This is a genomic window from Chryseobacterium sp. WLY505 (assembly GCF_030846215.1).
Classification (GTDB): domain Bacteria; phylum Bacteroidota; class Bacteroidia; order Flavobacteriales; family Weeksellaceae; genus Chryseobacterium.
In genome coordinates this window covers 1085552-1111684 of sequence record NZ_JAVCWI010000001.1, presented here as the reverse complement: position 1 = coordinate 1111684, position 26133 = coordinate 1085552, and the positions used below count along the sequence as shown (strand labels likewise).

Genomic DNA, 26133 nt, shown 5'->3' with positions numbered 1-26133 from the left:
AGATTTGTGCCAAAATTATAAATAATGTTAAAATCTATTGATAGAGGGGTGTAGAGTGAAGATTATATAGATTAAATAAAATATGTTTTTGGGTTACGAAAATAATTTGTACCTTTGCACACCCTTTTAGGGGTAAATTATGTTTAATCTTTAACTAAAACGTGTGAATACATTAAGTTACAAAACTGTTTCAGCGAACAAAGCTACTGCTAATAAAGAATGGGTTGTGGTAGACGCTGAAGGACAGCCGTTAGGTAGATTAGCTTCTACGGTTGCAAAGATTTTGAGAGGTAAGCACAAAACGAACTACACACCTCACGTAGATTGTGGTGATAACGTAATCGTTTTGAATGCTGGGAAAATTACACTTTCCGGAAACAAGTGGGCTGATAAGACTTATATCTGGCATACAGGATATCCTGGTGGACAGAAGTCTATGACTGCGGCTGAACTTCAAAAGAAAGATTCTTTAAAGGTATTAGAGAAGTCTGTAAAAGGTATGTTACCTAAAAACAGATTAGGAGCTGCTATCCTTAAGAACCTTTATTTATATGAAGGAACTGAGCACAAACATGAAGCTCAACAGCCAAAAACAATTAATGTTAACGAATTTAAATAATTAATTATGTCTATAGTTCACAAAATCGGAAGAAGAAAAACTTCTGTAGCTAGAGTTTATGTAAAACCAGGTTCTGGTGTTATTACAGTAAACGGTAAAGATGCTAAAGAATATTTCTCTACAGACGTGATGGTTTACAAATTAAACCAACCGTTTATCCTTTCTGAGACTGTTGGTCAGTATGACGTTACCGTAAACGTATTCGGTGGTGGTAATACAGGTCAGGCAGAGGCTATCAGATTAGGTATTTCTAGAGCTTTATGCGAAATCAACGCTGAGTTCAGATTAGCATTGAAGCCAGCTGGTTTACTTACAAGAGACGCAAGAATGGTGGAAAGAAAGAAGCCAGGTCAGAAAAAAGCAAGAAAGAGATTCCAATTCTCAAAACGTTAAGATTTCTCGTTGGCAGATGGCTTATGGCTATTGGCTACAGGAATGTATTAAATTTTTTTTAAACTTAATCTCGGCGAAAAGCCCATTGCCAAAAGCAAAAAGCAAACCGCCAATTGCCCGTTACGTTTAGCATCCAAACGCTTCTCCCATCTAAAGAAGTTGTTGATTGTTTAAAAGACGGAAAGTAAACTAACAAAAACAGAAAACATGGCAAAAGCAAATGTAAAAGACCTTTTAGAGGCTGGCGTACACTTCGGTCACATGACGAGAAAGTGGAATCCAAATATGGCTCCATACATTTTTATGGAGAAAAACGGTATTCACATTGTAGACTTACATAAAACAGCAGTTAAATTGGATGAAGCGTGCAGCGCATTAGAAAAATTAACTTCTGCAGGTAAAAAAGTTCTTTTCGTAGCTACTAAGAAGCAAGCGAAAGAAGTAGTTGCAAAACACGCTTCTGAACTTAATATGCCTTATATTACAGAAAGATGGCCAGGTGGTATGTTAACGAACTTCGTTACTATCAGAAAGGCTGTAAAGAAGATGAACTCTATCGACAAAATGAAAAAAGACGGTACGTTCGAAACTTTATCTAAAAAAGAAAGATTACAAGTTGACAGACAAAGAGCTAACCTTGAGAAGAACTTAGGTTCTATCGCTGACATGGTGAGACTTCCATCTGCTGTATTTGTAGTTGATATCTTAAGAGAGCACATCGCGGTAACTGAAGCTAAGAAACTAGGTATTCCAGTTTTCGGTATCGTTGATACAAACTCTGACCCTAGAAAAGTTGACTTCGTTATCCCAGGAAACGATGATGCTTCTAAGTCTATTGATATGATCCTTAGCGTAGTTTCTGAATCTATCAAAGAAGGTCAGTCTCAAAGAAAAGCTGATAAAGAAAAATCTAAAGAAGAAGGAGAAAAAGTATCTGCTGATACAGATGCTGATTTCGATGCAGAATAATTGAAGATTTTCTTTAATATAGGAAAAACGCTGGATTTCGGTCCAGCGTTTTTTTTTGTTTGATAATTAAGGCTTCTTAGGACATACCATCAATTCAGGCAGGTCAGGATCTGTAGTCGGAACAATAACTCCTATTCTGCATACTCCGCTACAGCACATTTCACCTATTTCGATATTACAGCCGTCTATACAGCTTCGGTAGCCTCCTTTGATTGTTCTTAAGTCACCTCGTGTGTGGATTTCATCAAAAAAATAAAAACCTGCAGATCCTGCAGGTTATATGTTAGTTTGAAAGTTTTATAGAATAAGAAGTTGTGACAAACTTTGTAGACTGGTAAGTAGAGTTGCAAACCACTCCGGATAATCTGTAGTTCTGATTTTTAGGAACCATGGTATATCCAATCTTTCCTGCGCCAATAGGAATTTTCTTGAAAAAATTGCCGCCACTTACCGTAAGGACCATATTACAAGGAGATTTATTTTCCACGGAAATAGAGGTCCTGGGATTTTTGGGATCATCACTGTTGAGAAGATCATTAAGTACTTCTGCTGTTTCCGGCTTATAAGTCTTTATAAGATCGTTATACTCTCGTTCTGTATTGGCTCTGTTCCCTGAATTATTAGCAGGATAAGGGTAGGATGTTCTTCCCGGATAGCCCCCATAATTGACATTACAGCTGGCAAGAATCAATGAAATTCCGGTAAGAACTAATAGTTTTTTCATCCTATTCTATTTTTTTTTGACTTTTGTTTTTTCTCTGACTTTTCCGTTATGGGCTCCTTTTGAGCAGATTTCAGTCCAGTGTTGGCAGGTTTTGGATTGTCTACCGTTACAAATATACTTTTTTTAATATCTTTCTGAGAGGAATATTTCATATCACAGATATTGCTGCTCAAGGTATATGAACCTTTCTTTAGTACAATGAAATTTTCTGCATGTGAAGGAACAGCAAGATTGTAAAACTCTTGTCCTTCTATCCGCAATACAATATTACAGTCAGAATTATTTTTGAATAAGAGAATCGCTTCATTACGGTGAATATCCTCATTAAACATTGCATTCAATATCCTTACTGTTTTTTCCTTATACTCAGCAGATGTTTCAGCAATAAGCTTTTTGAACTCTTCCGCATCGTCAGAATTAGGATTTCTCATTGCACCTTTAGGAATGTCTGCAATAACGGGTCTTGCTTCCATAGGTTTGGCCGTAAGCGCTCCCTTTGTCCATTCTGTGTTTTTTAAAGCAATGAGCTTAGGTTTCAGCACAGTCTTTTTAGGATCGTCAGGGTGTGCGTTCTTCAGGTATTCTTCAATTTCTTTGATGTTTGTGCTTTTTAAAATGTCTTTACTGCTTTTCTGAGCCTGTGTAAAGTGGGGAATAAGAAATGTGAAGAATAAAATCGTTAAAAATTTTTTTTTCATCAAGTTTGTTTATTTCATCAGCTTATCCGGAATTTGATATAAGTAATAGTTTTTCCTTTTGCTGAGAATAGCTCTTCATAATACGTTTTGATGTCTCTCAAATGTTCCGTATTAGGATCATATTCTGGTGCACCATAGATATCATGGTGGGCAGAAATAATCTCATAGCCTGCCCCTTGTAAATATCCAAGTGTATATCCATGCAGGAATTCCGAATCGGTTTTCAGGTGTATGATTCCTCCTGGCTTCAGGAATTTTTTATATCGGTTTAAAAAATCCGGATGGGTTAATCTGTGTTTTGTTCTTTTGTATTTAATCTGTGGATCCGGGAATGTAATCCAGATTTCGTCTACTTCATTTTCAGCAAAGAAATAATCTACCAGTTCGATCTGAGTTCTCAAAAACGCTACATTAGTCATGTTGTTATCCACAGCTTCTTTAGCACCAAACCAAAATCTGGCTCCTTTGATATCTACGCCGATGAAGTTTTTTTCAGGAAATGTTTTTGCAAGTCCTACAGAATATTCTCCTTTTCCACAGCCCAGTTCCAATACAATTGGATTATCATTTTTAAAGAAATTATCTCTCCATTTTCCTTTAAGATCGAAACCATTTAAAGCGTCTTCTCTGGTTGGCTGGATTACATTCGGTAATATTTTGTTTTCTGCAAATCTTGCTAATTTATTCTTGCCCATTGAGTTATAAAATGAGTGCAAAAATAGTGAAAATTTATGGAGTCTCTATGTCTTTTGGTAGTAAAAGACATCAGAATCATTCGTATTTAGTTTGTATTACTGGCCTCCCAAGGCCACCATAATGGGTCTTTCAATTGTTTTTTGTGAAGCATATTGTGCGCCGCAAACCAGGCTGGTAAAAAGATACTGTCCTTTACTTATCACAATGGAGCCTTCACCCTGTGCAGGAACTGCCAGCCTGTATTTGGTAGTTCCTACGCCTTCCATTCTTACAATAATATTGCAGTCTGATTTATTTCGAATCAAAACAATACATTCTTTAGCATTGGGATCGTTATCAAATAAGGAATTTAAGATTTTTACAGTCCTGTTTTTATGTTCCACAGGGGAAACAGCCATCAGCATATTGAATTCTTCTGCTTCAGTATTAGGAATGGCGGCATTGGCACTGGCGTTTACAACGTATGTATTTTGAGCAGTACTGGGTGTATAGACTGTAGTAGATTGTTTTGCAGCCAGCTCAGCTTTGTATTTTGCAATTTGCTTTTGTTTGATGATGGCATTCATTTCATCAAAAGTAATTTTGGTAGAAGGCCTCCTTCTCAGCATAGCAAGCATTTCCTGCATGTCTTTTACCTTTTGATCAGCAGGATGTGCATTTTTGATGTACTCTTTCATCATTTCCATTACCCTGGGTTTCAAAACAGATCTTCGGGGATCATCAGGATGAGCATCTCTTAAAAAGGCATTGATCTCATAGATATTCTTACTTTTTAGAATATCACTATAATCTTTCCCTTTCTTTTGGGCAGATACCGTGAAGAATAACATACAGCCAAGAAGTAAAAGTACTTTTTTCATTAATTAATATTAAGTTAGAAATTGGGTGCTTCACTCTTAATTTGCGTTTTGGTTGCTTAGTTTTTTATTTGATAACGAAATATCCCGTGTTTTTATTTTAAACACTTGTTTGTGAGATAAAATTAAACATATTTTTGAATATTAAGGAATATTATAGCGTAAAAGTTAAATAATTCATACTGTAAGAATATGCTTAAGGATGACTTGCTATCATCACCCACAAAAAAATAACCCATGCACTGTGCATGAGTTATAAGATATTTTAATTTGTTTTTTAAAGGAAATTCTAATTACTGCCAACTACTTCCTGAAGGTGTGAACTTCTTAGTCTTTTCTGATAAATAGGAAGGTATTTTTCAATAGGAATTTTTACTGCTTCAAAATTGCCCGCCAATACATAAGCCTGGATATTTTCTGAACTGTAAACAAACTGAAGAAAATTATCAATTAAATTTTCCGGTATTTTAAATTTTGCAAAATAATCTTTTCCCAGATAATTTTTGATCTGTGCTATGGAGCTGTTCATCCTTTCATAAGCCTGATAACGCTGTTTTTTCTTTCTTTCTCCGGAAAGAATATCATAGATACTTTCCAGGCTGAAGGTAAGTCCTCCATCCCGAAGTCCGGCAACAGGAAGTTCCGGAGGTGTTCCATCTCCTTTGGGTTCGGGAAGCCCGATTACTTTTTTAAGGGCATATGCTTTGTCTTCTTTTCGTAAAGAGTTCACATCATACCGGAGGTTTCCGGTAGGCTTAAATCTGCTGAGAACAATCTCCTGAATTTCATAATAGGCAATTTTAAGTTCAACCAGATTTTTTTGCGCCATAGACTGAGGAGTCAGTTTGATATCCTTTCTTTCCGTCACAATAGAGGTAAAACGGATGACATCCCCGGTATTGGCGGGAATATTAAAATTACCATTGTAGTCCGTAAGAACGGTTTTTTGTGTATTCAGGTTGGTGACATACACCTGATTGAGATATAAAATAGAGTTGTCTCTCAGAAATACCTCGCCGGAATATATTTGTGCATTAATTTTTGCCAGAAAAACCAATAGCAGTAGAGTAAACAGTTTCTTCATATAATGCGCAAAATTACATAGAAATAAAGCAATTCTGTGTAGTTAGATGAAGAATAGTGGTTAAAGTTATATTAAACTTTGGGATTTAATTGTTAAGGAGTGTTAGAAACTTGCCATTCATGTAATAAACAAAACATTTACATAAAAAAACCGGAAGAAAAGAGTGCTGAAGTTTTCACTGCTTTTTCTTCCGGTTTTCTGTGGTTACCTATGTTTTACAAGCAGCCAGCTTGTGTATTTTATCATAAGGTTGGAGCCATATTCTGTCCAGGTGATAAAGTACCAGTAATTTGCTGTGGGAACATATCTGCCACCGATTCTTCCATCCCAGGTATATCTGTTTTCAGGAGTGCCTCTGAAGACTTCTGCCCCATACCTGTCAAAGATCCGGAATACAAGATTATCATTCTTCATTAAAGCAGAATAGTCTATTCCTTCGTTAACGCCGTCTCCATTCGGAGTAATCGTGTTGATCAGATTAATAATGGCAAATGATTTTTTAACATCCTCGCACATTTTAGAATCTCTTACAAATACATTATGAGCTCCTCTCGGTACATTGTAAAAAACATTGGAGCTCTGCCATATTACACCATCTAAGGAATATTCATAAGGAGGTGTACCCCCGCTTGCTCCAACTTTTACCGTTGTTCCATCGATTTCAATAGAGGTTATGACAGGAAGCGGCCATTCTGTAACATTTACATATTGTTTATAAACACAGCCATTGAAAGTGAGTTCTACCCAATAACTTCCCGGTGCTACATTGGTGATGGAAGGAGTTGTTGCCCCTGTACTCCACAAATACCTTTCAAAACCAGGCCCTGCATTAAGGGTGGTAGTGGTTTTCGGGCAAATTGCCGTGTCTGTTAAAATATCTGATTTCTTAGGAATTTTAATATTTATTTTCAGAGTACCTATTTCAGGGCAAACCCCATTTTTTTCAAAACGGATATAATAAGTCTGTGAAGTTGTAATATTAACTGGTAATGAAACTGCGTTCACATCATTCTGAGCATCTGCCAACGTTGCATGAAAAGTAAAAGTAACATTCGGATCTAATGTAAACTGAGGAATAAACTGAGCTAAGTTGACACTTTTTATCCCATCTAAGTCATCGTCACAAGTACTTTCTGTGACGGTTTTTGTGATCAATGTTATTTTTGCTCCGATACTGAATTGTAATGGTTTGATTACAGAAGCACATCCGTCCGGGGAATCTACCCGGATATAAATGGTTGTAGTTGCTGTATAGCTCCAGTTGTTTGGGAGCGTATTGTTATTTCCTGCATTGGCGTCTGCAAGATTGGCATAATATCTTACATTAGGAAAGTAATTTGGATTATTAAGTACAATCGGGGTTATATTGGAAAGCACAACAGTCACTGTTCCATCCAGATTATCATCACAGAAGACACCATTATAATTATCCGCTACAACAGCTTTGTTAAAAAGTGATAGCGTTATCTGTGCAATATTTTTACAGCCAATATTATTATTAACAACAGCGTATATGATTGTACCATTGGGTGCAGTATAGGCTGTTGTATTGGTTATCAAGGCTGCGGCATTTTCATTCTGAGCATCCAAAAGGGTAGGGTAATACGTAATAGTAACCGGTGAGTTACTGGTAACATTTGCTGTTGTCAGGTTGAAGGTTCCCTGTCCATTGATATCACAGGCAAACAGGGTTGTATTCATTACCGAAAGAGCCTGAATATTCATAGTAACGGTAACTGTTTCACAATCAGGGAAGTCAGGGTCATTCCCACAGAATGTATAAGTAAATGTATCTGTTCCTGATATTCCGGGAGTATTTACAGTATAAGTAATAATACCTGTAGTAGGGTTTACAACTGCTGTTCCTAATGAAGGAGCTGTTGTAATGGCTACAGTGCTTGGAGCTGGAGTCTGTGATGAACTGGTGAACGCAGGAATTATTGTTTTGGAGTTACAAACGGTATAAGAGGTATTGGTAAGTTTTGTACAGTTCAGAACTTTAAATTGTTCTGTGACCAGGGGAGCGCAACTTCCCATTGTGACTGAACATGTATAATATCCTGGTAGTGTAGGGGTGATTGATGATGTGGTAGCTCCCGGGACGATAGTCCCGTTTCTGTACCATTGATAAGTATCATATATTAAAGGGTCAACGGTTAGAACCATCCCGGGAATACAGCCGCCTCCGGATTGTAAAATAACAGGCTGTGTAGGAAAGCCGGCAAAAAAACCTCCGTATCCTACAGCATCACTTCCGGCAGTGATACCAGCCATAATCGCTTTATCTGAAACTACAGTAATAGTACCTGTTACATTAGGAATGCCGTAAGTAACCCAATTCGTTGTACCTGTCATATTGTAAGGACCGGTTATTGCAGGTGGATTCGCTCCGTTTACTGTTATGTTAGCTCCTCTTTCCGTAATAAGATTCAGCTTTGTGGGAATATTTAGAATACCTCCGGGATTACCATTGGAATGAACAAAATTTTCATTGATAAGGCCAAGTTCATTAATTTGCTTTGGCAGATAACAGTTCAAAGCAGGAATATAATTAAATCCTCCGGTGGCTGTTTCATTTCCTACATTGGAATCTCCTGCTAAAATTTGGTATACATAAGCATTTTGTGATGTTTTAAGATACAAGTTGTAATGTCCGTTTCCCTGAAGGATATATTTGGAATCCGGGATGACAAAGTATTTTCCGGCATTGATGGTTGCTAATGGTGGAATTTCATTATTGACAAAAATCTGAGTATTGTCTTCAGTAGCAATAACAATAGCCCCTTCCATATGAGAACCAATAGGACCGTTACCTTTTACGAGTGCGAATTCATTTCCAAGTCTGTTGACAGGGACTGCCTGATCCATTAAAATATCTGAGCTGGAAGGGAAGTTTCCTGCGTATTGTCCGTTAAAATTTCCATTGGTGACATTGATGGGCTTGTTTGAAGTAATTTTTGAGCCAATGAAACCATCAACATTTCCAGTGAGATTCCCTATTCCGTCAATGATGTAAGATTGTCCTTTGTTTAAAGTGAAAGTCATTGCCGGATTGGTCGCTCCAGTCATTCCGTTAGAAAACTGAACATTTGGGCTGTACCCGGTGATGGTGACAGTTGTGTTATCTTCAGTAGCCAGTATGCTGGTCATAAAATTTAAAATACCATTGCTCACAGAGATAGGAGCGGACGCTGCGTAGAATTTTTGTCCTGTAGAGGGAATTCCTTTGGAAGTAATGATTTCAGCATGGTTAAATACTGAGAATCTTAAATTGGCATAAAAAGGAAATTCTGCTTTAAGGTATAATCCTTTCGTCGTAGGAGTAAACAGATCTGTTTGCTGTGTGGTAATAATATAATTTCTTAAAACATCAAATTTCTGTGGGTTGTTCTTACTGATGACTACTGTACCAATCAAAACATTATTATTGTAAATGCTTACTGGGAAGGGAGTCGTTCTGCTGGTAGATAAATACAGTTTCTGATAAGGATTGGGAGCACCGGTTCTGTCTACCATCGGAGCAAACCAATGTTCTCTGTCCAGTTGGGCAAAAGAAGAGGTGAAAATGTAAAATATAAATAAAAAAGATAGAATTTTCTTCATTCAGTATTAGTATTTATCACAAATTTAATAATAAAAAGTATTGAATGCTTGAAAATATAATAAAAATAAGCCATGATTGTACAATCATGGCTTATTAAATATAGTTTTAAACTAATTATTACTCTCTGTTTTTAACAAGAATCCAACCTGTATATTTTATTGGAGTCTTTTCTTTGTTGGATTCATTCCAGCTGATATGATACCAGTATGTTCCTGTTCCCAGTTTTTTATCAAAGTGTTTTCCGTCCCATCTGTAATTGTTGAATTTGTTTCCGGTGAACACCATGTTTCCATATCTGTCATACACAACAAAGCTCAGATTTTCTTTATAAGCCAGTTCACTGTAATCTATATAATCATTTACATTATCTCCATTAGGTGTAATGGCATTTAATAGATTAGGAATGGTAACTTCCACAGCAATCGGAGTACAGTTATAGGCATCTTTTACATAGAAAGTGTGCTGTCCTCTTGTTAGCCCTGTGAAGGTACTTGAATCCTGCCAGTTAGCAGTTCCATCAACAGCATATTTGTATGGAGCTTTACCACCGCTTACAATTACAGTTGCTGTATTATTATTGATCTCAATCGTTTGAATTACCGGATCTTCAACTTTTTTTACTTTTACAGTCTGTGTGAGGAAACATCCGTTTTTACCAAGAATTACAGTGTACTCTCCAACACCTATATCCCTGATACCTGAAGAAGTAGCTCCAGTACTCCATTGATATGAATCATATCCAGGGCCAGCGTCCAGATTCGTTTTTGCATCCATACAGATATACTGATCTACCAGAACAGGAGACTTTTTAATTGGAAGTACGATTAACTCAATTTTCGCATTGGCCGTACAGCCCTCAGCAGTTGTTACTTTCACATATACAAATCCTCCTGTTGAAGGGAAGTTTTCTGGTGTTGTGATTTGATTGATTCCTGCAGTAAGATCATTAAGGGTACGGTAGTATTTTTTTGTTACCGCATTATAGTCTGTAACCTTAGCTTTTGTAAGATCAAAATAAGCGTAAGGATCCACATCATACCAACATGCCTTAATAGAAGCATCGGTTACGATGAATGGTACTACAGTAAGGTTCAGGGTTACCTGCTCACAATCTGTAAATTCTACAGAGTTTCCACAGAATTTATAAATAATTTTATCTGGTCCTAAATATCCAGGGTTAGGGGTATAAGTAATAGTTCCGTTTGAATTGACAACAGCTGTTCCTTTGGTAGGAGGGGTTAAAATTACTACGGTACTTGGAACCACAGTTTGAGTGGAAGAAGTAAACGTCGGGGTGATAATTTTAGTAGAGCAAGCATTAAGTGCCTGTGTTGTTTCTTTTAAACAGGTTTGTACTTTGTAGATAGGAGTTGTCACAGGAGGACATGTTCCCATTGTTACTTTTACCGTATAATTTCCTGATTGGGTAGGCGTATATGTATAACTGGTAGCACCCGGAATGGCAACTCCGTCACGGAACCACTGATAAGTTTCATATCCATCGTCAACTTCAAGAACAATTCCAGGAACACACTCACCTGTCTTTTTCGCAATGACAGGGATTGATGAGAATCCGGCAAAGTATCCTCCATATCCTGCAGAACTATACCCTCCGTTGATACCTGCTGTAACAGCTTTTGTAGACGTAATCTTAATATTTCCGGATACACTGTTGATTCCGTAGGTAACCCAGTTAGCATTTCCAGCCAACGGATAAGGTCCGGCTTCAGGCAAAAGAGGAGCGTCATTTAACATGACAGTAGCACCAGCTTCTGTTAAGATGTTTAATTTTACGACAAGATCACTTGTTGTTGTGCTGGCTCCTCCCACTCCAAGGGGCATTTCATTAATCTTCCCAATCTCATCAATTTTTCTTGGAAGAAAACAGTTTAACGGCGGGATGTAGTTGAATCCATTGGTTGCATCACTTTGCAAAACTCCGATAAACTGGTATAAATATACATTTTTGGTAGTGGAAATGAACATGTTTGAATGTCCTGATGTCCCCTGAGCTACATAGCTGGTTTCGTTAATTCTGTACCATTCTCCGGCAGCAAGTGTTGCAACGGAGGTACCACCACCATTTAAATATACTTCAGTATTATCTTCGGTAGCAACAATAAGACCTCCTTCCATGTTTAAGCTAGGTTGAGTAGATCTTGTTTTTACCATTGCAAAGGTATTACCAAGTCTGTCCACCGGAACAGATTGATCAAGCACAGGATCACTTCCCGTTGTGGAAGCAGAGAAGTTGGCATTACAACTTCCATTGGTCAATGTTACTGGTTTGTCAGCAACAATTTTAGCACCAATGAAGCCTGTTTTGTTTCCAGACTGAGATCCGGATCCGGCGAGAATAAAAGATTGTCCTTTTTGTAAAGTAAAAGACTGAGTATTTCCAGTCGGGGTGCCATTAATAAAAACGACTCCGGCAGTAGGGTTCCATGATACGGTTACATTGGTGTTGTCTTCAGTTGCAAGGACACCTGCCGTAAAATTCTGGATACTGCTGGTATTGGTATTGGGAGCGGCGGCAACGAAAAATGTTTTTCCAATTCCTGCCTTTCCTTTACTGGTTATTACTTCCCCGTGCACACTCTGAGCGAGTCTTAAACTACAGTAAAAAGGTTTCACTGCTTTTAAATAAAGCCCTTTATTACCGACAATGAAGGCTTCGGTAGATGTTCCTGTGGAAATAAGGTTATTGGCAACCTTATAGGTTTGCGGGTTATTTTTGCTGATTGTAACAGTGGTAAGTGCAGCATTGTTGTTGTAGATAGTTACATCAAAAGGAGTATCTGAATCAGTAGAAAGGTATATCATATTGTTATACCCTCCGACACTGTCATAATAAGGAGCAATCCAATGCTCGGTATCCCTTTGCGCAAAGAGTGTATTAATTGTCAAAAAAATTAATACTAAACTGAGTAGAAATCTTTTCATGAGTATGGAATTAGGATTTCTACAAAAATAAAATAAAAAATGAAATACTTTTAATAAAATTTAAATAAATGTTAAAAAAAACGCTCCTATTTTTAATTAAAAGCCCTCTTGAATATGAAACTGGTAATTAGTTATTGGGATTAATCTTTCTGATTATCAATAAATAGTTCTTTAACAGGTGAATTTTTCTGATAGGAGATCGTATCGGTGAATAAGAATCCTGTTAATAAAAAATCCCGGTGAAATTCACCGGGATTCAATATTTTTTGAAAAAGTCCGCTTATAGGCTTACTCTTACAAATCCTGTTACTTTTAGGTCTGCATTTACAGATTTTACGTAATCAGCAACTGAGATACTTCCGTCTTTAATGAAATCCTGGTGTACCAAAGTGTTGTCTTTGTAGAATCTCTGCATTTTACCTTTAAGGATGTTGTCGATAATGTTTGCAGGTTTACCTTCTTCAGTAAGTTTGTGTCTTTCGATCTCTAACTCTCTGTCGATAGTTTCCTGAGAAACTGCAGTTTCGTCAAGAGCAATTGGGTTCATTGCAGCAACCTGCATAGAAACAGCTTTAGCAGCTTCTTCAGCTCCGTCTACTTTAGCAGAAAGAGAAGTGATAGCAGCAATTTTGTTTCCAGCGTGGATGTAAGCTCCTAAGAAATCTCCCTGAATTCTTTCGAAAGATCCGATTTCAATTTTCTCACCGATAACTCCTGTTTGCTCAACTAATTTCTCAGCAACAGTGATTCCGTGGAAATCTGTAGCTAAAAGCTCTTCTTTAGTAGCAGCGAAGATAGCCATTTCAGCTAATTCGTAAGCTAGCTCAACGAATGCCTCGTTCTTAGCAACGAAGTCAGTTTCGCAATTTAAAGAAATAACAGCACCTAAAGTGTTGTCTTCGTTTACTCTTGCGATTACTGCCCCTTCAGTAGACTCTCTGTCAGCTCTGTTAGCAGCAACTTTTTGTCCTTTTTTTCTAAGGATATCTACCGCTTTTTCGAAGTCTCCTTCAGCTTCAACTAGAGCTTTCTTGCAGTCCATCATACCTGCACCTGTTTGGTTTCTTAATTTAGCTACGTCTGCAGCAACTGGTGTATAAGACATAATATCTATTATTTTTTATTTAAGATTAGTATTAATTTTTAGCTTAATTTTAGAGCAGTGCAAAGATAATGATTTTAATGATAAACTAAAAAATGACTTTTCACGTTATTAATATATTTAATACTATTTTAAAGGTTTGATTAATGAAAAAAATCTTCTTTCTTCTATTTATATGCATTTTTGCTCTTGGTTTTTCTCAAAAAAAGAAAAAAACAAAATCTAAAGCTGTTGTTGAAAAAGAAACTGTAATTATCTATACCGAGCAGGAAGCTGAGATTTCAAAAGAGGCAAGAGTGATTGCCGGATTTTTGAAACAGAACCCTGGTCATGCTAAAACTGACTATTTCAAAAGAAAGCTGATTGATATTATTATGGCAGATAATTCGCCGGAAGCAAAACCTACGATCAAACCAATTAGTAAAGAGAAAATTGAAAATATCGTTAAAAATAATGAACTGAATAGCGGAAAAACGATTGCTGCAAATAAAAAATATACTGCTAATGGGAAGCCTGTTTCTAATAATACAGCAGCTGCTATTGACGCTTTAAAAGAAGAAAGAAGAACTACTTTTGCGTCGGTAGGATCTGCGGGTGCAGCAAAAACCGCAGGAGCATCCAAAGCTGAACCAAGTGAAGAAAATAAAAGAAGAGCCGCCATGCTTACCCATCTTTTTAGTAATGACATCAATAAAAGTGAAGCTTATATCAATATCAAGAACAGATCAGCCTGTAATCTTATTGTGAAGATAAGTGGAAAAAAATATTATAATCTAACTGTGCCTGCAAGAGGGGAGAATTTTATCCTGGTTGATAAAGGAGAGTATGTAATGACCACATCAGTCTGTGATGCAAAATATTCTTCTGTAAAGAAAATTACTCAGGATATTGAGATTGCCCTGAATGTTGCAGAATAGAATAAGAAAGAAGTAAACTAAAGAAAAAAGGTTAAGAAGAAATTCTTAACCTTTTATTTTTTTATCCTTTAAACTGACCCATTGCAATGAATTTGTCCTGTCTTTGGGTTTCAAGCTCCTGTCCTGTAAATTTGGAAAAAGCTTTGATATTTTGTAAAATTGAATTTTTTAAGTTCAAATAAGTTGTCTCCTGGTCATAATGAGCACCTCCAAGGGGTTCCTCTATGATTCCGTCAATGAACTTTTCTCTTAAAGCATCCGCCGGAGTAAGATTCAATGCATTGGCAGCATCTTCTTTGTGATCCCAGTTTCTCCATAATATAGAAGAACAGCTTTCTGGTGCAATTACCGTATACCACGTGTTTTCCAACATATATACTTTATTTCCGACCCCTATTCCTAATGCTCCACCACTGGCACCTTCTCCGATGATGTAAGTGAAGATAGGTGTTTTCAGCTGAACCATTTCAAAAATATTTCTTGCAATAGCTTCTCCCTGCCCTCTTTCTTCAGCTTCCAATCCAGGATAAGCTCCCGGTGTATCTACTAAAGTTACCACAGGGATATTGAATTTTTCAGCAAGCTTCATTAATCTTAAAGCTTTTCTGTATCCTTCCGGATTTGGCATTCCAAATCTTCTGTGCTGTCTTTCTTTAGTCGTTCTTCCTTTTTGAGTCCCTATGATCATTACTTTCTGACCATCAAGGGTAATCAATCCTCCAATCATTGCCGGATCATCAGCGAAATTTCTGTCTCCATGAAGTTCTAAGAAACTGCCTTTGTCTGCCATTCCGTTGATATAGTCCAGTGTATAAGGACGATCCGGGTGACGGGACAGTTGTACTCTTTGCCAAGGTGTAAGATTTGAATAGATTTCTTTTTTCTTTTCTAGAATCTTATCCTCAATCTGGCTGCATGCTAATTTTACATCAACACCACTTTCTTCTCCTACTAAAGAACACGTCTGGTATTGGTCCATCAATTCTTTGATAGGAAGTTCGAAACTTAAATATTCCATTTCTTGAAGTAAATTAAATCTTTCAAATGTATGAAAAATTATGGTTATTCTATTTAAAATTATTTATAGCATTGTTTATTCTGGAGATACTTTCCTCTTTACCAAGGGTTTCCAGAATGTCCGGAACGTCCGGTCCTTTCAGTTCTCCTACTAAAGATAATCGTAACGGCATCATTACTTTACCCATTCCTAATCCTTTGTTTTCAGCAAAATCATGCATGGTTTGCTTTAATGTTTCAGCAGCAAAGTCTGTAGCTTCAAATGCAGATGCCAATTCTCCTAAAACGGTAGAAGTTTCATCATTCCATGCTTTTTTGGATGCTTTTTCGTCATAAGAAACCGGAGCTTCAAAGAAAAATTTTCCGTTTTCATAGATATCTTTAGGGAAAGTGGCTCTTTCTTTCATCAGATGAATTACTTTCAGTAGCTTTTCATCAGAAGCAGCGGAAAGATCAAGATCGGTGTTTTTCAGGATCTGAAGAAGTTCTTCATCAGACTTCATCTGAATATACTGGTGATTGAACCATTCAGATTTTTCTTTACTGAATCTTGCTCCTGCTTTATGTACTTTATGAAGATCAAATTCTTTGATCATCTCTTCTAAAGGAAGTATTTCTTTATCATCTGCGGGAGACCATCCCAGTAATGCGACCATGTTGATGAAAGCATCAGGAAGATATCCGTTTTCTCTGTATCCTTTAGAAACTACACCTGTAGCAGGATCTTTGAAGTCAAGAGGAAATACCGGGAATCCGAATTTATCTCCGTCTCTTTTGCTCAATTTTCCTTTTCCTTCTGGTTTTAAAATTAAAGAAAGGTGTGCAAATTGTGGTGCTTCCCACTGCATTGCTTCATATAATAAGGTATGAAGTCCCAAAGAGGGAAGCCATTCTTCACCACGGATGACGTGAGAGATTTCCATTTCATGATCATCAATGATGTTCGCAAAATGGTAAGTTGGCATTCCGTCATTCTTTACCAGAACTTTATCATCTAAAGTATTGGTATTAACTGAAAATTTTCCACGGATAATATCTTCAAGATTTAATACTCTGTCAACAGGCATTTTAAATCTTACAACATAAGGTGTTTTTTCATCCAATAATTTTTGGACTTCTTCTTCAGAAAGAGCAAGACTGTTTCTTAAACGGTTTCTGGTTTTATTATCATAAGAGAAAACATCACCTTTCGCTTCATACTCAGAACGCATTGCATCCAGTTCTTCTGCGGTATCAAAGGCAATGTAAGCATAATCTGTCTTCAGGATCTGCTCTGTATATCTGTCGTAGATGTCTCTTCTTTCAGACTGTCTGTAAGGAGCGAATTTTCCTCCTTTCTTAGGACTTTCATCAGGAATGATTCCGCACCATTCTAAAGCTTCTTCAATATATTCTTCAGCTCCTTCTACATATCTTGCGGTATCTGTATCTTCAATTCTCAGTACAAATTCTCCCCCTTGATTTTTAGCAAAAAGATAATCATATAATGCGGTTCTTACGCCTCCCAAATGTAATGGTCCTGTAGGACTTGGAGCAAAACGTACTCTTACTTTCTCCATTTCAATTTTAATTTTTGCAAATTTACTTAAAATTATGCGTTTAAGAGATGATTTCTGACCGCGTATTGATTTTTTGATCCTGACTTTTTTATTTATTTCCATAGATTTTCGGTAAATACGGTTTTTAAAACTCCCAATCTTATATTTCTGATCATATTTTTTACTCATGGATCGTAATCTGTGAAAAGTGTTTCTGAAAAAATGAATTCATAAACGATAACTGTTGTGTTTTGTGCGTGTGTTCTTTTGTAAGTGTTTTTATATTTGTTTTCATAATTGATATTATTAAATTAAATCACAATTATGAGATTTTGAATTCCTTTATTCATAGTTCTTTAAGCGTGTATTAAAATCACTAATTAATGATATATATCAGGGTTTGCTTTTGTATTTCACCACGCATTGAAGTTTATATTTGTCGGAAATTTTAAAGTAATACTATGAAAAAACAAATTTTATTTAGCTTCAGTGCGGCGCTGTTGCTATTCATGGGGGCATGTTCTTCAGAAGATCTGACTACTGAATCTACTCCTGATAGTCCGGCGAAAACTAATCGTTTGTCAGCAGCGAAATTTGCAGGTGACGGTATTTATGATGTTTTAGGGCATGGTTTTAATGCTACCGGGGAATATGCCAATGCTAATTCTGCAGGGTTTAAAGTAATTGATATTGATCGCTTCAATTCTGAACAGGCAGGAAGATTACTGTCTGAAAATACAAATACGCAGCAGTACCTTGAAGAATACGGAGAGAATGCAGAAACCTATTCTAAAATGGTTTCTACAAAAGTAGATGTTACTGCAGGAATTCCATTATTTAAAAAAACAATATCGGTAGGATTTAATTCTGCAGTGACAACTAACCATAAATTTGATGCCAAATATATTTATGGTAGTTACAACCTTATCATTAAGCAAAAAAGGCTGAGATTCAATGCTACCACAGATATGTTGGCGGATTATGTAACTCCGGAATTTACTCAGGATCTGCAAACAAAAACTCCTCAACAGATTGTGCAGGATTACGGAACTCATGTTATGACTGATATTTATACCGGAGCTAAAATGGATATCATGTTCCAGTCTGAAACAAGTAACGAGAGCCGCGACCGTGCTGCCAGAATCGGAGTAAAAGTGGGGGTGAAATCTATATTTGATGTTGATGTAACCAATGATGTGAATACTTCAGAATCATCTATGAATTACTCTAAGAAATTATCTTACAGAACAAGAGGAGGTGATCCATCAAAAGGATTGGTTGGAGAATTGAATCTTGATCAGGCTGCTCCGAAAATCAATATTACAAACTGGCAGAGCAGTTCTACAGCGAGCAATGCGGTATTGGTAGAATTTGGAAATAACGGCCTTGTTCCTATTTATAACCTGGTAAAAGATGCAGCTAAAAAAGCGCAGCTTAAGGCGTATGTAGATCAGTATTTGATTGATAATCAAATTTCATTGGAATATAATACTACCATGTTGTACGGCTACCAGAATCAGGCAGACAGTAATCATTATTTCACTTTCAATACCAACCTTCAGCCGTCTTCTTACTGGACTAATGAGGGACCAACATTTAAAGTTTTTCAGTACAAAGCCCCTGAAACAGTTCCTATTTACTGCTATAAGAGTACTTCGGGAGCAGATCATTATTTTACCCAGGCAAGTACATTACAACCATCTTCTTATTGGAATGTTTATATGGGAGTAGCATTCTATGCTTATAAAGATCCGGGAGCTGGAAGAATCCCTGTATATAGCTATAAGGCTAAAAACGGATCGGATCATTATCTTTCAGTGTCACCTAATTTAGGTCCTGTGAACTATTGGAGTATCAGAGAAGGTATTGCTTTCTATATTCCAGCTAACTAATTTTTGGATTTATATTAAATCAATTTGGTTATACATTATGAGTGGAGTCAGTAATTCTGGCTCCATTTTTTTATTTATAATTAAATAAGGCTTGCTTTAATGTGAGGGCAGTATGTATAATTATTTATTTTTAATAATTCTCTAATTTATGATCTTGAATCCCTTTGTTAATGATATTTTAACCTATCATTAAATTCACTAATTAATGATATAAATCACTTTAATATTATTTTTTCACTTGGCGATGAATATTATATTTGCATAAACTTTTTAATAATCTATGAAAAAACAAATTTTATTTTGCTTCAGTAGTTTGCTGATGCTTTTTATGAGTTCATGTTCAACGGAGGAGCTGAACAGCGAGGTAACCCCGGAAAGCCCTGCGGCAAAAGCCAATAACCGGTTATCTGCTTCCAAATTTGCAGGAGACGGAATTTATGATGTCTTAGGGCATGGTTATAACGTTACCGGTGAATATGCCAATGCAACAGCTGCCGGTTTTAAGGTGGTTGATATTGATCGCTTTAAACTGGAGCAGACCAACAGATTAATCAGCGAAAACACAAATTCTCAGGAGTACTCCGAAGATTATGGTGAAAATGCTGAAGCTTACTCCAAAATGGTTTCTACCAAAGTGGATGCAACAGTTAATTTTCCATTGTTTAAAAAAATACTCTCTGTAGGTTTTGGCTCAGCGGTAACAACCAACAATAAGTTTGATGCTAAATATATCTACGGAAGCTATAACCTTACGATTAAGCAGAAAAGAGTAAGATTCAACGCTACTACCGATATGCTGGGTGATTATATTACTCCGGAATTTGCACAGGATTTACAAACAAAAACTCCGCAGCAGATTGTTCAGGATTATGGAACTCACGTAATGACTGATATTTATACAGGCGCAAAGCTTGATATTTTATTCCAGTCTGAAACAACAAGCCAGACTCGTGATAAGGCAGCCAGAATAGGAATAAAGGCAGGAATGCTGAATATCTTTAATGTGAATGTGGATAATGACGTGAACACTTCTGAATATCACATGAATTTTTCTAAAAAGTTGACCTACAAAACCAGAGGTGGAGATCCTTCAAAAGGTTTGGTAGGAGATTTGAATCTGGATCAGACCAACACTAAAGTTAATATTTCCAACTGGCAGAACAGTTCAAGTGTAAGCAATTCTGTTTTGGTTGACTTTGGAAGTAATGGATTGATTATTATTTATGACTTTGTAAAAGATCCTGTGAAAAAAGCTCAGCTTAAAGCCTATGTAGATCAATATCTGATTGATAATAAAGTGTATCTTGAATTTAAAACAATTCCGGTGTACAGATATTATAATGGAGTAGATCACTATTATACAAAAATTGCTGGAAACTACAGCGGATATTCTTTTGAAGGAACAGAGTTTAATGCATTCTTGTATAAAGCTCCCAATACAGTTCCTATCTACAGATATTGGAACGGTAAAGATCATTATTATACAAAAACTCCGGGATATTATTCGGGATATGTATCTGAAGGAATCGAGTTCAATGCTTTTGCTACTCAGGAGCCAAATACAGTTCCTATCTACCAGTATTGGAATGGAAAAGATCATTATTATTCAAGATCCAGCGCAACGCCTCCTGGTTATATTAAGGAAGGAATTGAGTTTTACGCTTATTAACTAAATAATATTAATATTTTACAAAAAAACCGTCTCAGCTTTGGGATGGTTTTTTTATATAACGAGAACAAAAAATGAATATTTGCAAAATATTTTCGTTGATTAAAGGAACAGTAAAAGAATATTGCCGGTATTCGTTCATTAAAAATGTATTTTTGTAACTTATAAATTTAGTTGATCAATGAGAAAAGCAATATGTCTTTTTATTGTAGGGGAAAAGTACTGGAAAATGTACCATAAAAATAGAGCAATGTTTGAAAGCTATGCTAAAAAATGTGATGCGGATGTAAAGATTATTGATAAACCTATAGATGAGAATTTTCACAGGCCGCTTTTAGCTCAGAAACTGCTGATTCCTTCAGAAACGAAAGAGTATGATATGGTTCTTTTTATGGATCTGGATATTATTATTTCGGATAAAGCACCTTCTATTTTTGGTTTTCTTCCGGAAGACAAATATTTCGGGGCAATTCTGGATCCCAGAGGAACTGACGAATTCAACAAAACCTGGGGACATATTCCGAGAATATTGGAAGAAACCAGTGAAATGTATTTTACGGACCGGCATTTTGAAGCGAATCCTTTAATACAGGGGAGCATTAATGGAGGCGTATTTATTTTCAGACCCAAAAATGTAGCAGATGTTTTTAAAGACTATTATTTTTCAGACCACAATCAAGGTGAGCTGAACAGTTTTGAAGAGACACCATTCGCTTATTTTTCTCAGATCAATAACTGGTTTGAAGCTTTGCCACCCGCATTCAATGTTCAGGTTTTATATAAAATAAAAGGAACGGAGAGAGGGAATGAAGTAGAACATGATGAGAAAAAACTTCCCGGATTTTTCAAAAAATATTATTACAAAAAAACAGGAAGCTGTTTTTATCCCACAAGGAAGTATAAAAATTACGTAAAACAAATCATTGCTGAAAATTATTTTACCCACTTTTCTGGCAATTATCCTATAATCTACAATTAAATTATGAGCTTACTTTCACGCTTTTCCAGCAAATTTATCACTGTTTCTTACGGAATCACCGTTAACGATGAAGCGAAGGAACTTAAAAAATTATTGGATACTCTTCTTCCTTTGATTGATGGTAATGATGAGGTTATTGTTCTTCAGGATGTTACCAATAAAAACCAAGAGGTGACAGAGTTGCTCGCTCATTATGATCGTATTATAAAACTTGAGGCCAAGCTGGATGGAGATTTTGCCACCTTTAAAAACAGATTAATTGAAAAGGCAAATGGTCAGTATCTTTTTCAAATCGATGCTGATGAATATCCTACTGAACATTTTATTAAAACATTGAAACCTTACCTTAAAAAAGAGAAAAGTGTTGAAATATTTTATGTTCCCAGAATCAATACAGTGGAAGGGATTACAGAAGAATATGTGCAACAAATGGGTTGGAAGATGAATAATGAAGGGTATATTAATTTTCCGGACTATCAGCCAAGAATTATCAAAAACAATAAAAAAATCTTCTGGAAGAATAAAGTGCATGAAGTTTTGTATGGAAATAAAAACTTTACAGAAATTCCTGCAAAATATGAATTGTCATTAGTTCATAAAAAGAATTTTGAGAAGCAGAAAAAGCAGAACAATTTTTATGAAACCCTGGAAGATTAATCAGTTTGAATTATTAGAAAATAAAAATGGAAGATTTAGGAATTAACGTTTTTGGATTTATTAAGGGTGAGTTTGGTATTGCTGAAGCAACAAGACTTAATTGTAAAGCAATACAGAGTGCTGGAATCCCCATCAGCATGATCAACTATGATGTGAGAACCAATCATAATAATAATGACCTTACATTTACTCAGTTTTCCAAAAAAGCAGACCATCCTATCAATTTGATTCAGGTGTCACCATCTGTTTCGGAAATTTCAAACTTCTTTGAATATTTTGATTATTCTTTTTTTGAAAGAAAATACAATATTCTTTATATGGCATGGGAATCAGAAACGATTCCGGAAGATTATCTTCTGAATATTAATCTTTTTGATGAGGTCTGGACTCCTTCAGAATATTGTAAGAAATGCATTGAAAAATACATAGCAGCTCCCGTAAAAGTAATTCCACATCCGATTGATATTCATCTGAAGGAAACGGAAGATCCGGATGCTTTGAATTTTTATAATAAAGACTCCTTTAATTTTTTATTCATTTTCGATTATAACAGTTCCATACAAAGGAAAAATGTACTCAATCTGATTAAGGTTTTCAGAGAAACATTTGACGGAAAGGATAATAATGCTTTTTTAACCATTAAAACCTCGAAATCAGATAAATTTTCTTTAGAAAAACAACAGATAAATGAGGCCATTGGAGACTCAGTAAAGATCAAAATTGTAGAAAAGATTTTTGATAAAAATGCACTGAACTATGTAATCAGTAACTGTGACAGTTATATTTCTCTTCACAGATCTGAGGGATTCGGACTTACGATGGCTGAGGCCATGTATTTTGGAAAACCTGTTATTGCTACAGAGTATTCCGGAAATCTGGAATTCATGAATTCTGAAAACAGTTTTTTGGTACAGGCAGAGAAAGTTTCTTACGGTTCGGATGATCTTAATTATGATTCTAATACAGTCTGGTCTGAACCTTCATTAGAAAAAGCTTCTGAATATCTGAAAAAAGTATATCAGGGCGGTGAGGATATTAAAGTGAAGTCGGATAATGCTCGTAAAACCATTGCAAATGACTTCTCTCTTGATGGAGTAGGGAAACTGATCAGAAAAAGATCAGAAGAACTTATTTCTGAGGGCAAAATTCAACAAAGCAGGTCGGCATTAATAAAACTATATGCAGACAGTATTTTTCTGAGAAAAGATCTTAGAATTTACAAGAAAAGCAAACCTATTCAATGGATCTATGGGGTCAAAATGTATTTCAGAAATAGAAAACAAAAGAAATAATTTACTATCAATAAAAAGCGGTGGATTTACCTGAATCCACCGCTTTTTTTATTTCTTACCTTTTACTTTCTTTAAAAAGGTGTTGACTTTTCTCCTGATCTTATTGTACAAGGTTTTCTCAAGGTAATTCACTCTTCCACTTAACCGGTCTATTTCTGCAAGATAAAAAACGTTCCCTACACTATTTTCTGAGGTGTTTTCTTTCTTATTCATCTGGTCAATAAAAGACAGTCGTAGCTTAAGCAAATCTCCTATAGCTTCAAGAGAAAAATTATCTCTGATCTGAGCCTCTGCATTTTGTTTAACAGCGCTTAAAGACTTGAAGTTGTTCTTTATATACAAAAGTTTTTGGGTGGCATCATGCAAGTCAGGCTTAGCTAAAGTCAGACCTTCGGCAATTAATCCTTTTGTATTGGAGGTTTTAATAAAACTATACTGAACAAGGAAGCTGTTGTTCACATTCATAAAGTCCAGATTTCCGGAATATCCTGTTCCTACAACAATCTTTCCATAAGACATTGCTTCTGCCATCGTAAGCCCGAAACCTTCGGAACCATGGAGAGAAACAAGGACATCGGACTTCTGAATAAGAGAATGGAGCTTTTCTTTCGAGAAATGTTCATCAATAATGATAATATTAGAGATGTCAGTATATTTTTCCAATACTTTTTGAGCATCTTTACTTCTGTTGAGGTTATGTGTTTTCACAATCAAAACACTTTCAGGATCATCTTTAAAGACATTAATGAACGCTTCAATAGTCGCTTCAGGGTTTTTTCTAATAGTTGTACTTAAAGAATCGAAAATTGTAATATATACCTTTGAGCTGGTTTTAATATGATACTCCTCAAACTTAAATTCATCAGAAGGATCTAGTTTCTGAATTGGGTGAGAAAATCTCATCACAGGAATCCCGGTATATTTTGTGAAAATATTGACACAGAAATCGCTGGGAACCCATAATTCATCAAAAATATTCAGAAACTCCACAGTTTTATCTGAAACTTCGGGAAATTCCCAGGCCCAATAAACAATATTGTAATGTCCCGCAAGATTGATATCCTGATTTTTTGAAAAAAATTCGTGAGTCACATTACTGTTAATGTGAAAAATATTAATTAATGCATCTGGCTCTGCGGCACTTTTAGACTTTTCAAGAGTATCACTTGAGTAGCTGATGCGGTTTACTTTAATGCCTGCGTTTTCCATAGCAGTCGCATTAAGCCTTGTGGCTTCTGCTATACCAAAATTTCCATCAAAAAAACCGTGATAGTTTACGCTTAATGACATGTTTTTATAATGTTTTAAGTTTTTCTTTTACTTCTTCAGGTGAAAATGCTCTCAAACTGTCCACAGAATTTCTGCTTAAAGTATTCCAAATCTCTTCATTATTGTTCAGCTGAATAATAGCCTCTGCAAAACTGTTTTCGTCATTGGCAATCAGTACATTCTTTTTATCGGTAAGTTTCATACCTTCAGCGCCGATATCCGTAGTAACCACGGGGAAAAAGTATTCAAAAGCCTGTCCGATTTTCCCTTTTACGCCGGCACCGAATCTTAAAGGAGCCACCATAATTTTAGAATTCATAAAGTGCTCTTCAATGCTTTCCACAAAACCTAAAAATTTAAACTTAGGAAATAGTTTAAGATCAAGTTTTTCTGCAACATTCCCGATGATGCTTACTTCCAGCTCAGGATTAGTTTTCCAGACGATAGGCATTATTTTTTCATAGAGAAACTTTACCGCATCAATATTCGGTTCGTGGATAGAACCTATAAAGGTAATTCCCTTACTTTCACTGAAATTTTTTCTTTCAGAAATATCAATTTTTGGATAATGAATATTAGATACCGTAATGATCTTATTTTTGTCCGCATACTGGCTCATAATTTCTTTCTCCTTATCAGAGATGGCAATGATATAATCCAGTTGTGGAGCAACAACAGTTTCCAGACGGAAAAAATGTTTATAATTCTTCTTTAATGAAATACGGGTAGGTTCCAGTTCGATCGCTCTTTTAAACCTTAAGAAATGAATATCCACCATATCATAAATGAATCTGGCAGAAGGTAAAACGGCTTTCATTTTTTTATAAAAAAGATTCAGCGCCAGAGGGCCGTTGAACCAAACGTAATCGATCTTTTTAAAAGAAGACAGGAAATCGTAAATATTCCTGTACTTATTGTTCTCTATGTAAACGATAACATTGTGCTGCTGATAAAACTTCACATAAGAATCATCTTCAAACATATGGGGAGCAAATAAAATGCAGTTGTATCCTAATTCTTTGTAAATAAATATAAGTTCTTTCAGTCTGTTAGCCCCGGATTCTTTATCATGGGCAGGAAAATCTCTTGATGCAAACAGGATCGTTTTTTGGGAAGCGTCATATAGATTAATGTTGACTATATCCTTAGACTGAAGGTTTTTGAGTTTTTCTTTTCTTTCGAAGTGTTTTTTTATTTTTTTTAAGATTCCCATT

The 26133-nt window shown here is 35.9% G+C and carries 21 protein-coding genes; 9 read left to right on the top strand and 12 right to left on the bottom strand.

What is annotated here, in order from left to right:
* The first annotated feature begins 163 nt into the window (after positions 1-163).
* The 3 genes from rplM to rpsB all read left to right on the top strand — a co-directional run bounded on the left by rplM (position 164) and on the right by rpsB (position 1981).
* Positions 164-619: a 50S ribosomal protein L13 gene (rplM, locus tag RAH34_RS05165; RefSeq protein WP_002976217.1), complete on the top strand. Its 456-nt coding sequence runs from the start codon at positions 164-166 to the stop codon at positions 617-619.
* 6 nt (positions 620-625) lie between these two features.
* Positions 626-1012 carry a 30S ribosomal protein S9 gene (gene rpsI, locus RAH34_RS05160; protein WP_002976218.1) on the top strand — a complete coding sequence of 129 codons (387 nt, stop codon included), beginning with the start codon at positions 626-628 and terminating at the stop codon, positions 1010-1012.
* Between the two features lie 207 nt (positions 1013-1219).
* The gene (rpsB, locus tag RAH34_RS05155; RefSeq protein ID WP_034692922.1) at positions 1220-1981 is read left to right on the top strand and encodes a 30S ribosomal protein S2; all 762 of its coding nucleotides are present in this window, start codon (positions 1220-1222) and stop codon (positions 1979-1981) included.
* Positions 1982-2264: 283 nt separating this feature from the next.
* Here rpsB and RAH34_RS05150 read toward each other — a convergent pair whose 3' ends face one another.
* From RAH34_RS05150 to tsf, 8 genes are all read right to left on the bottom strand, one after another.
* On the bottom strand, positions 2265-2705 hold the full coding sequence (locus tag RAH34_RS05150) for a DUF6759 domain-containing protein (RefSeq protein WP_306595376.1): 441 nt from the start codon (positions 2703-2705) through the stop codon (positions 2265-2267).
* Entirely contained in the window at positions 2702-3403 is a 702-nt protein-coding gene (locus RAH34_RS05145) for a DUF6759 domain-containing protein (protein ID WP_306595375.1), read from the bottom strand. Before RAH34_RS05145 ends, RAH34_RS05150 begins: the two co-directional genes overlap by 4 nt.
* A 17-nt stretch (positions 3404-3420) precedes the next feature.
* On the bottom strand, positions 3421-4098 hold the full coding sequence (gene trmB, locus RAH34_RS05140) for a tRNA (guanosine(46)-N7)-methyltransferase TrmB (RefSeq protein WP_034692928.1): 678 nt from the start codon (positions 4096-4098) through the stop codon (positions 3421-3423).
* 96 nt (positions 4099-4194) lie between these two features.
* On the bottom strand, positions 4195-4959 hold the full coding sequence (locus RAH34_RS05135) for a DUF6759 domain-containing protein (RefSeq protein ID WP_306595373.1): 765 nt from the start codon (positions 4957-4959) through the stop codon (positions 4195-4197).
* Positions 4960-5245: 286 nt separating this feature from the next.
* Complete coding sequence (locus tag RAH34_RS05130; protein ID WP_306595372.1) at positions 5246-6040, bottom strand: hypothetical protein; 795 nt, start codon at positions 6038-6040, stop codon at positions 5246-5248.
* A 204-nt stretch (positions 6041-6244) separates the two neighbouring features.
* Positions 6245-9643, bottom strand: a complete 3399-nt coding sequence (locus tag RAH34_RS05125; protein ID WP_306595371.1) for a T9SS type B sorting domain-containing protein — start codon at positions 9641-9643, stop codon at positions 6245-6247.
* Positions 9644-9761: 118 nt separating this feature from the next.
* Complete coding sequence (locus tag RAH34_RS05120) at positions 9762-12587, bottom strand: gliding motility-associated C-terminal domain-containing protein (protein WP_114822231.1); 2826 nt, start codon at positions 12585-12587, stop codon at positions 9762-9764.
* A 280-nt stretch (positions 12588-12867) separates the two neighbouring features.
* Positions 12868-13692 (bottom strand): translation elongation factor Ts, encoded by an 825-nt coding sequence (gene tsf, locus RAH34_RS05115; protein WP_034692936.1) that lies wholly within the window; start codon positions 13690-13692, stop codon positions 12868-12870.
* 143 nt (positions 13693-13835) lie between these two features.
* On the opposite strand from tsf, the gene RAH34_RS05110 reads away from it, so the two are divergent.
* The gene (locus RAH34_RS05110; protein ID WP_114822232.1) at positions 13836-14606 is read left to right on the top strand and encodes a DUF6759 domain-containing protein; all 771 of its coding nucleotides are present in this window, start codon (positions 13836-13838) and stop codon (positions 14604-14606) included.
* 61 nt (positions 14607-14667) lie between these two features.
* Here RAH34_RS05110 and RAH34_RS05105 read toward each other — a convergent pair whose 3' ends face one another.
* Positions 14668-15624, bottom strand: a complete 957-nt coding sequence (locus tag RAH34_RS05105; protein ID WP_047435651.1) for an acetyl-CoA carboxylase carboxyltransferase subunit alpha — start codon at positions 15622-15624, stop codon at positions 14668-14670.
* A gap of 49 nt (positions 15625-15673) precedes the next feature.
* Entirely contained in the window at positions 15674-17182 is a 1509-nt protein-coding gene (gene gltX, locus RAH34_RS05100; protein ID WP_114822257.1) for a glutamate--tRNA ligase, read from the bottom strand.
* A 440-nt stretch (positions 17183-17622) separates the two neighbouring features.
* Between gltX and RAH34_RS05095 the strand changes: the two genes are divergently transcribed.
* The 5 genes from RAH34_RS05095 to RAH34_RS05075 all read left to right on the top strand — a co-directional run bounded on the left by RAH34_RS05095 (position 17623) and on the right by RAH34_RS05075 (position 23650).
* Positions 17623-19053 carry an MAC/perforin domain-containing protein gene (locus RAH34_RS05095; protein ID WP_114822233.1) on the top strand — a complete coding sequence of 477 codons (1431 nt, stop codon included), beginning with the start codon at positions 17623-17625 and terminating at the stop codon, positions 19051-19053.
* Between the two features lie 280 nt (positions 19054-19333).
* The gene (locus RAH34_RS05090; protein WP_114822234.1) at positions 19334-20722 is read left to right on the top strand and encodes an MAC/perforin domain-containing protein; all 1389 of its coding nucleotides are present in this window, start codon (positions 19334-19336) and stop codon (positions 20720-20722) included.
* 181 nt (positions 20723-20903) lie between these two features.
* Positions 20904-21701 (top strand): hypothetical protein, encoded by a 798-nt coding sequence (locus RAH34_RS05085; protein ID WP_306595369.1) that lies wholly within the window; start codon positions 20904-20906, stop codon positions 21699-21701.
* Between the two features lie 3 nt (positions 21702-21704).
* A complete protein-coding gene (locus RAH34_RS05080; protein WP_114822236.1) occupies positions 21705-22358 on the top strand; it encodes a glycosyltransferase in 654 nt (217 codons plus the stop codon).
* Positions 22359-22384: 26 nt separating this feature from the next.
* Complete coding sequence (locus tag RAH34_RS05075; RefSeq protein WP_306595368.1) at positions 22385-23650, top strand: glycosyltransferase; 1266 nt, start codon at positions 22385-22387, stop codon at positions 23648-23650.
* Between the two features lie 48 nt (positions 23651-23698).
* Here the strand turns inward: RAH34_RS05075 and RAH34_RS05070 are convergent, their stop codons facing one another.
* Positions 23699-24940 (bottom strand): glycosyltransferase, encoded by a 1242-nt coding sequence (locus tag RAH34_RS05070; protein WP_306595367.1) that lies wholly within the window; start codon positions 24938-24940, stop codon positions 23699-23701.
* A gap of 4 nt (positions 24941-24944) precedes the next feature.
* The gene (locus tag RAH34_RS05065) at positions 24945-26132 is read right to left on the bottom strand and encodes a glycosyltransferase (RefSeq protein ID WP_306595366.1); all 1188 of its coding nucleotides are present in this window, start codon (positions 26130-26132) and stop codon (positions 24945-24947) included.
* Between the last annotated feature and the right edge of the window lies 1 nt (position 26133).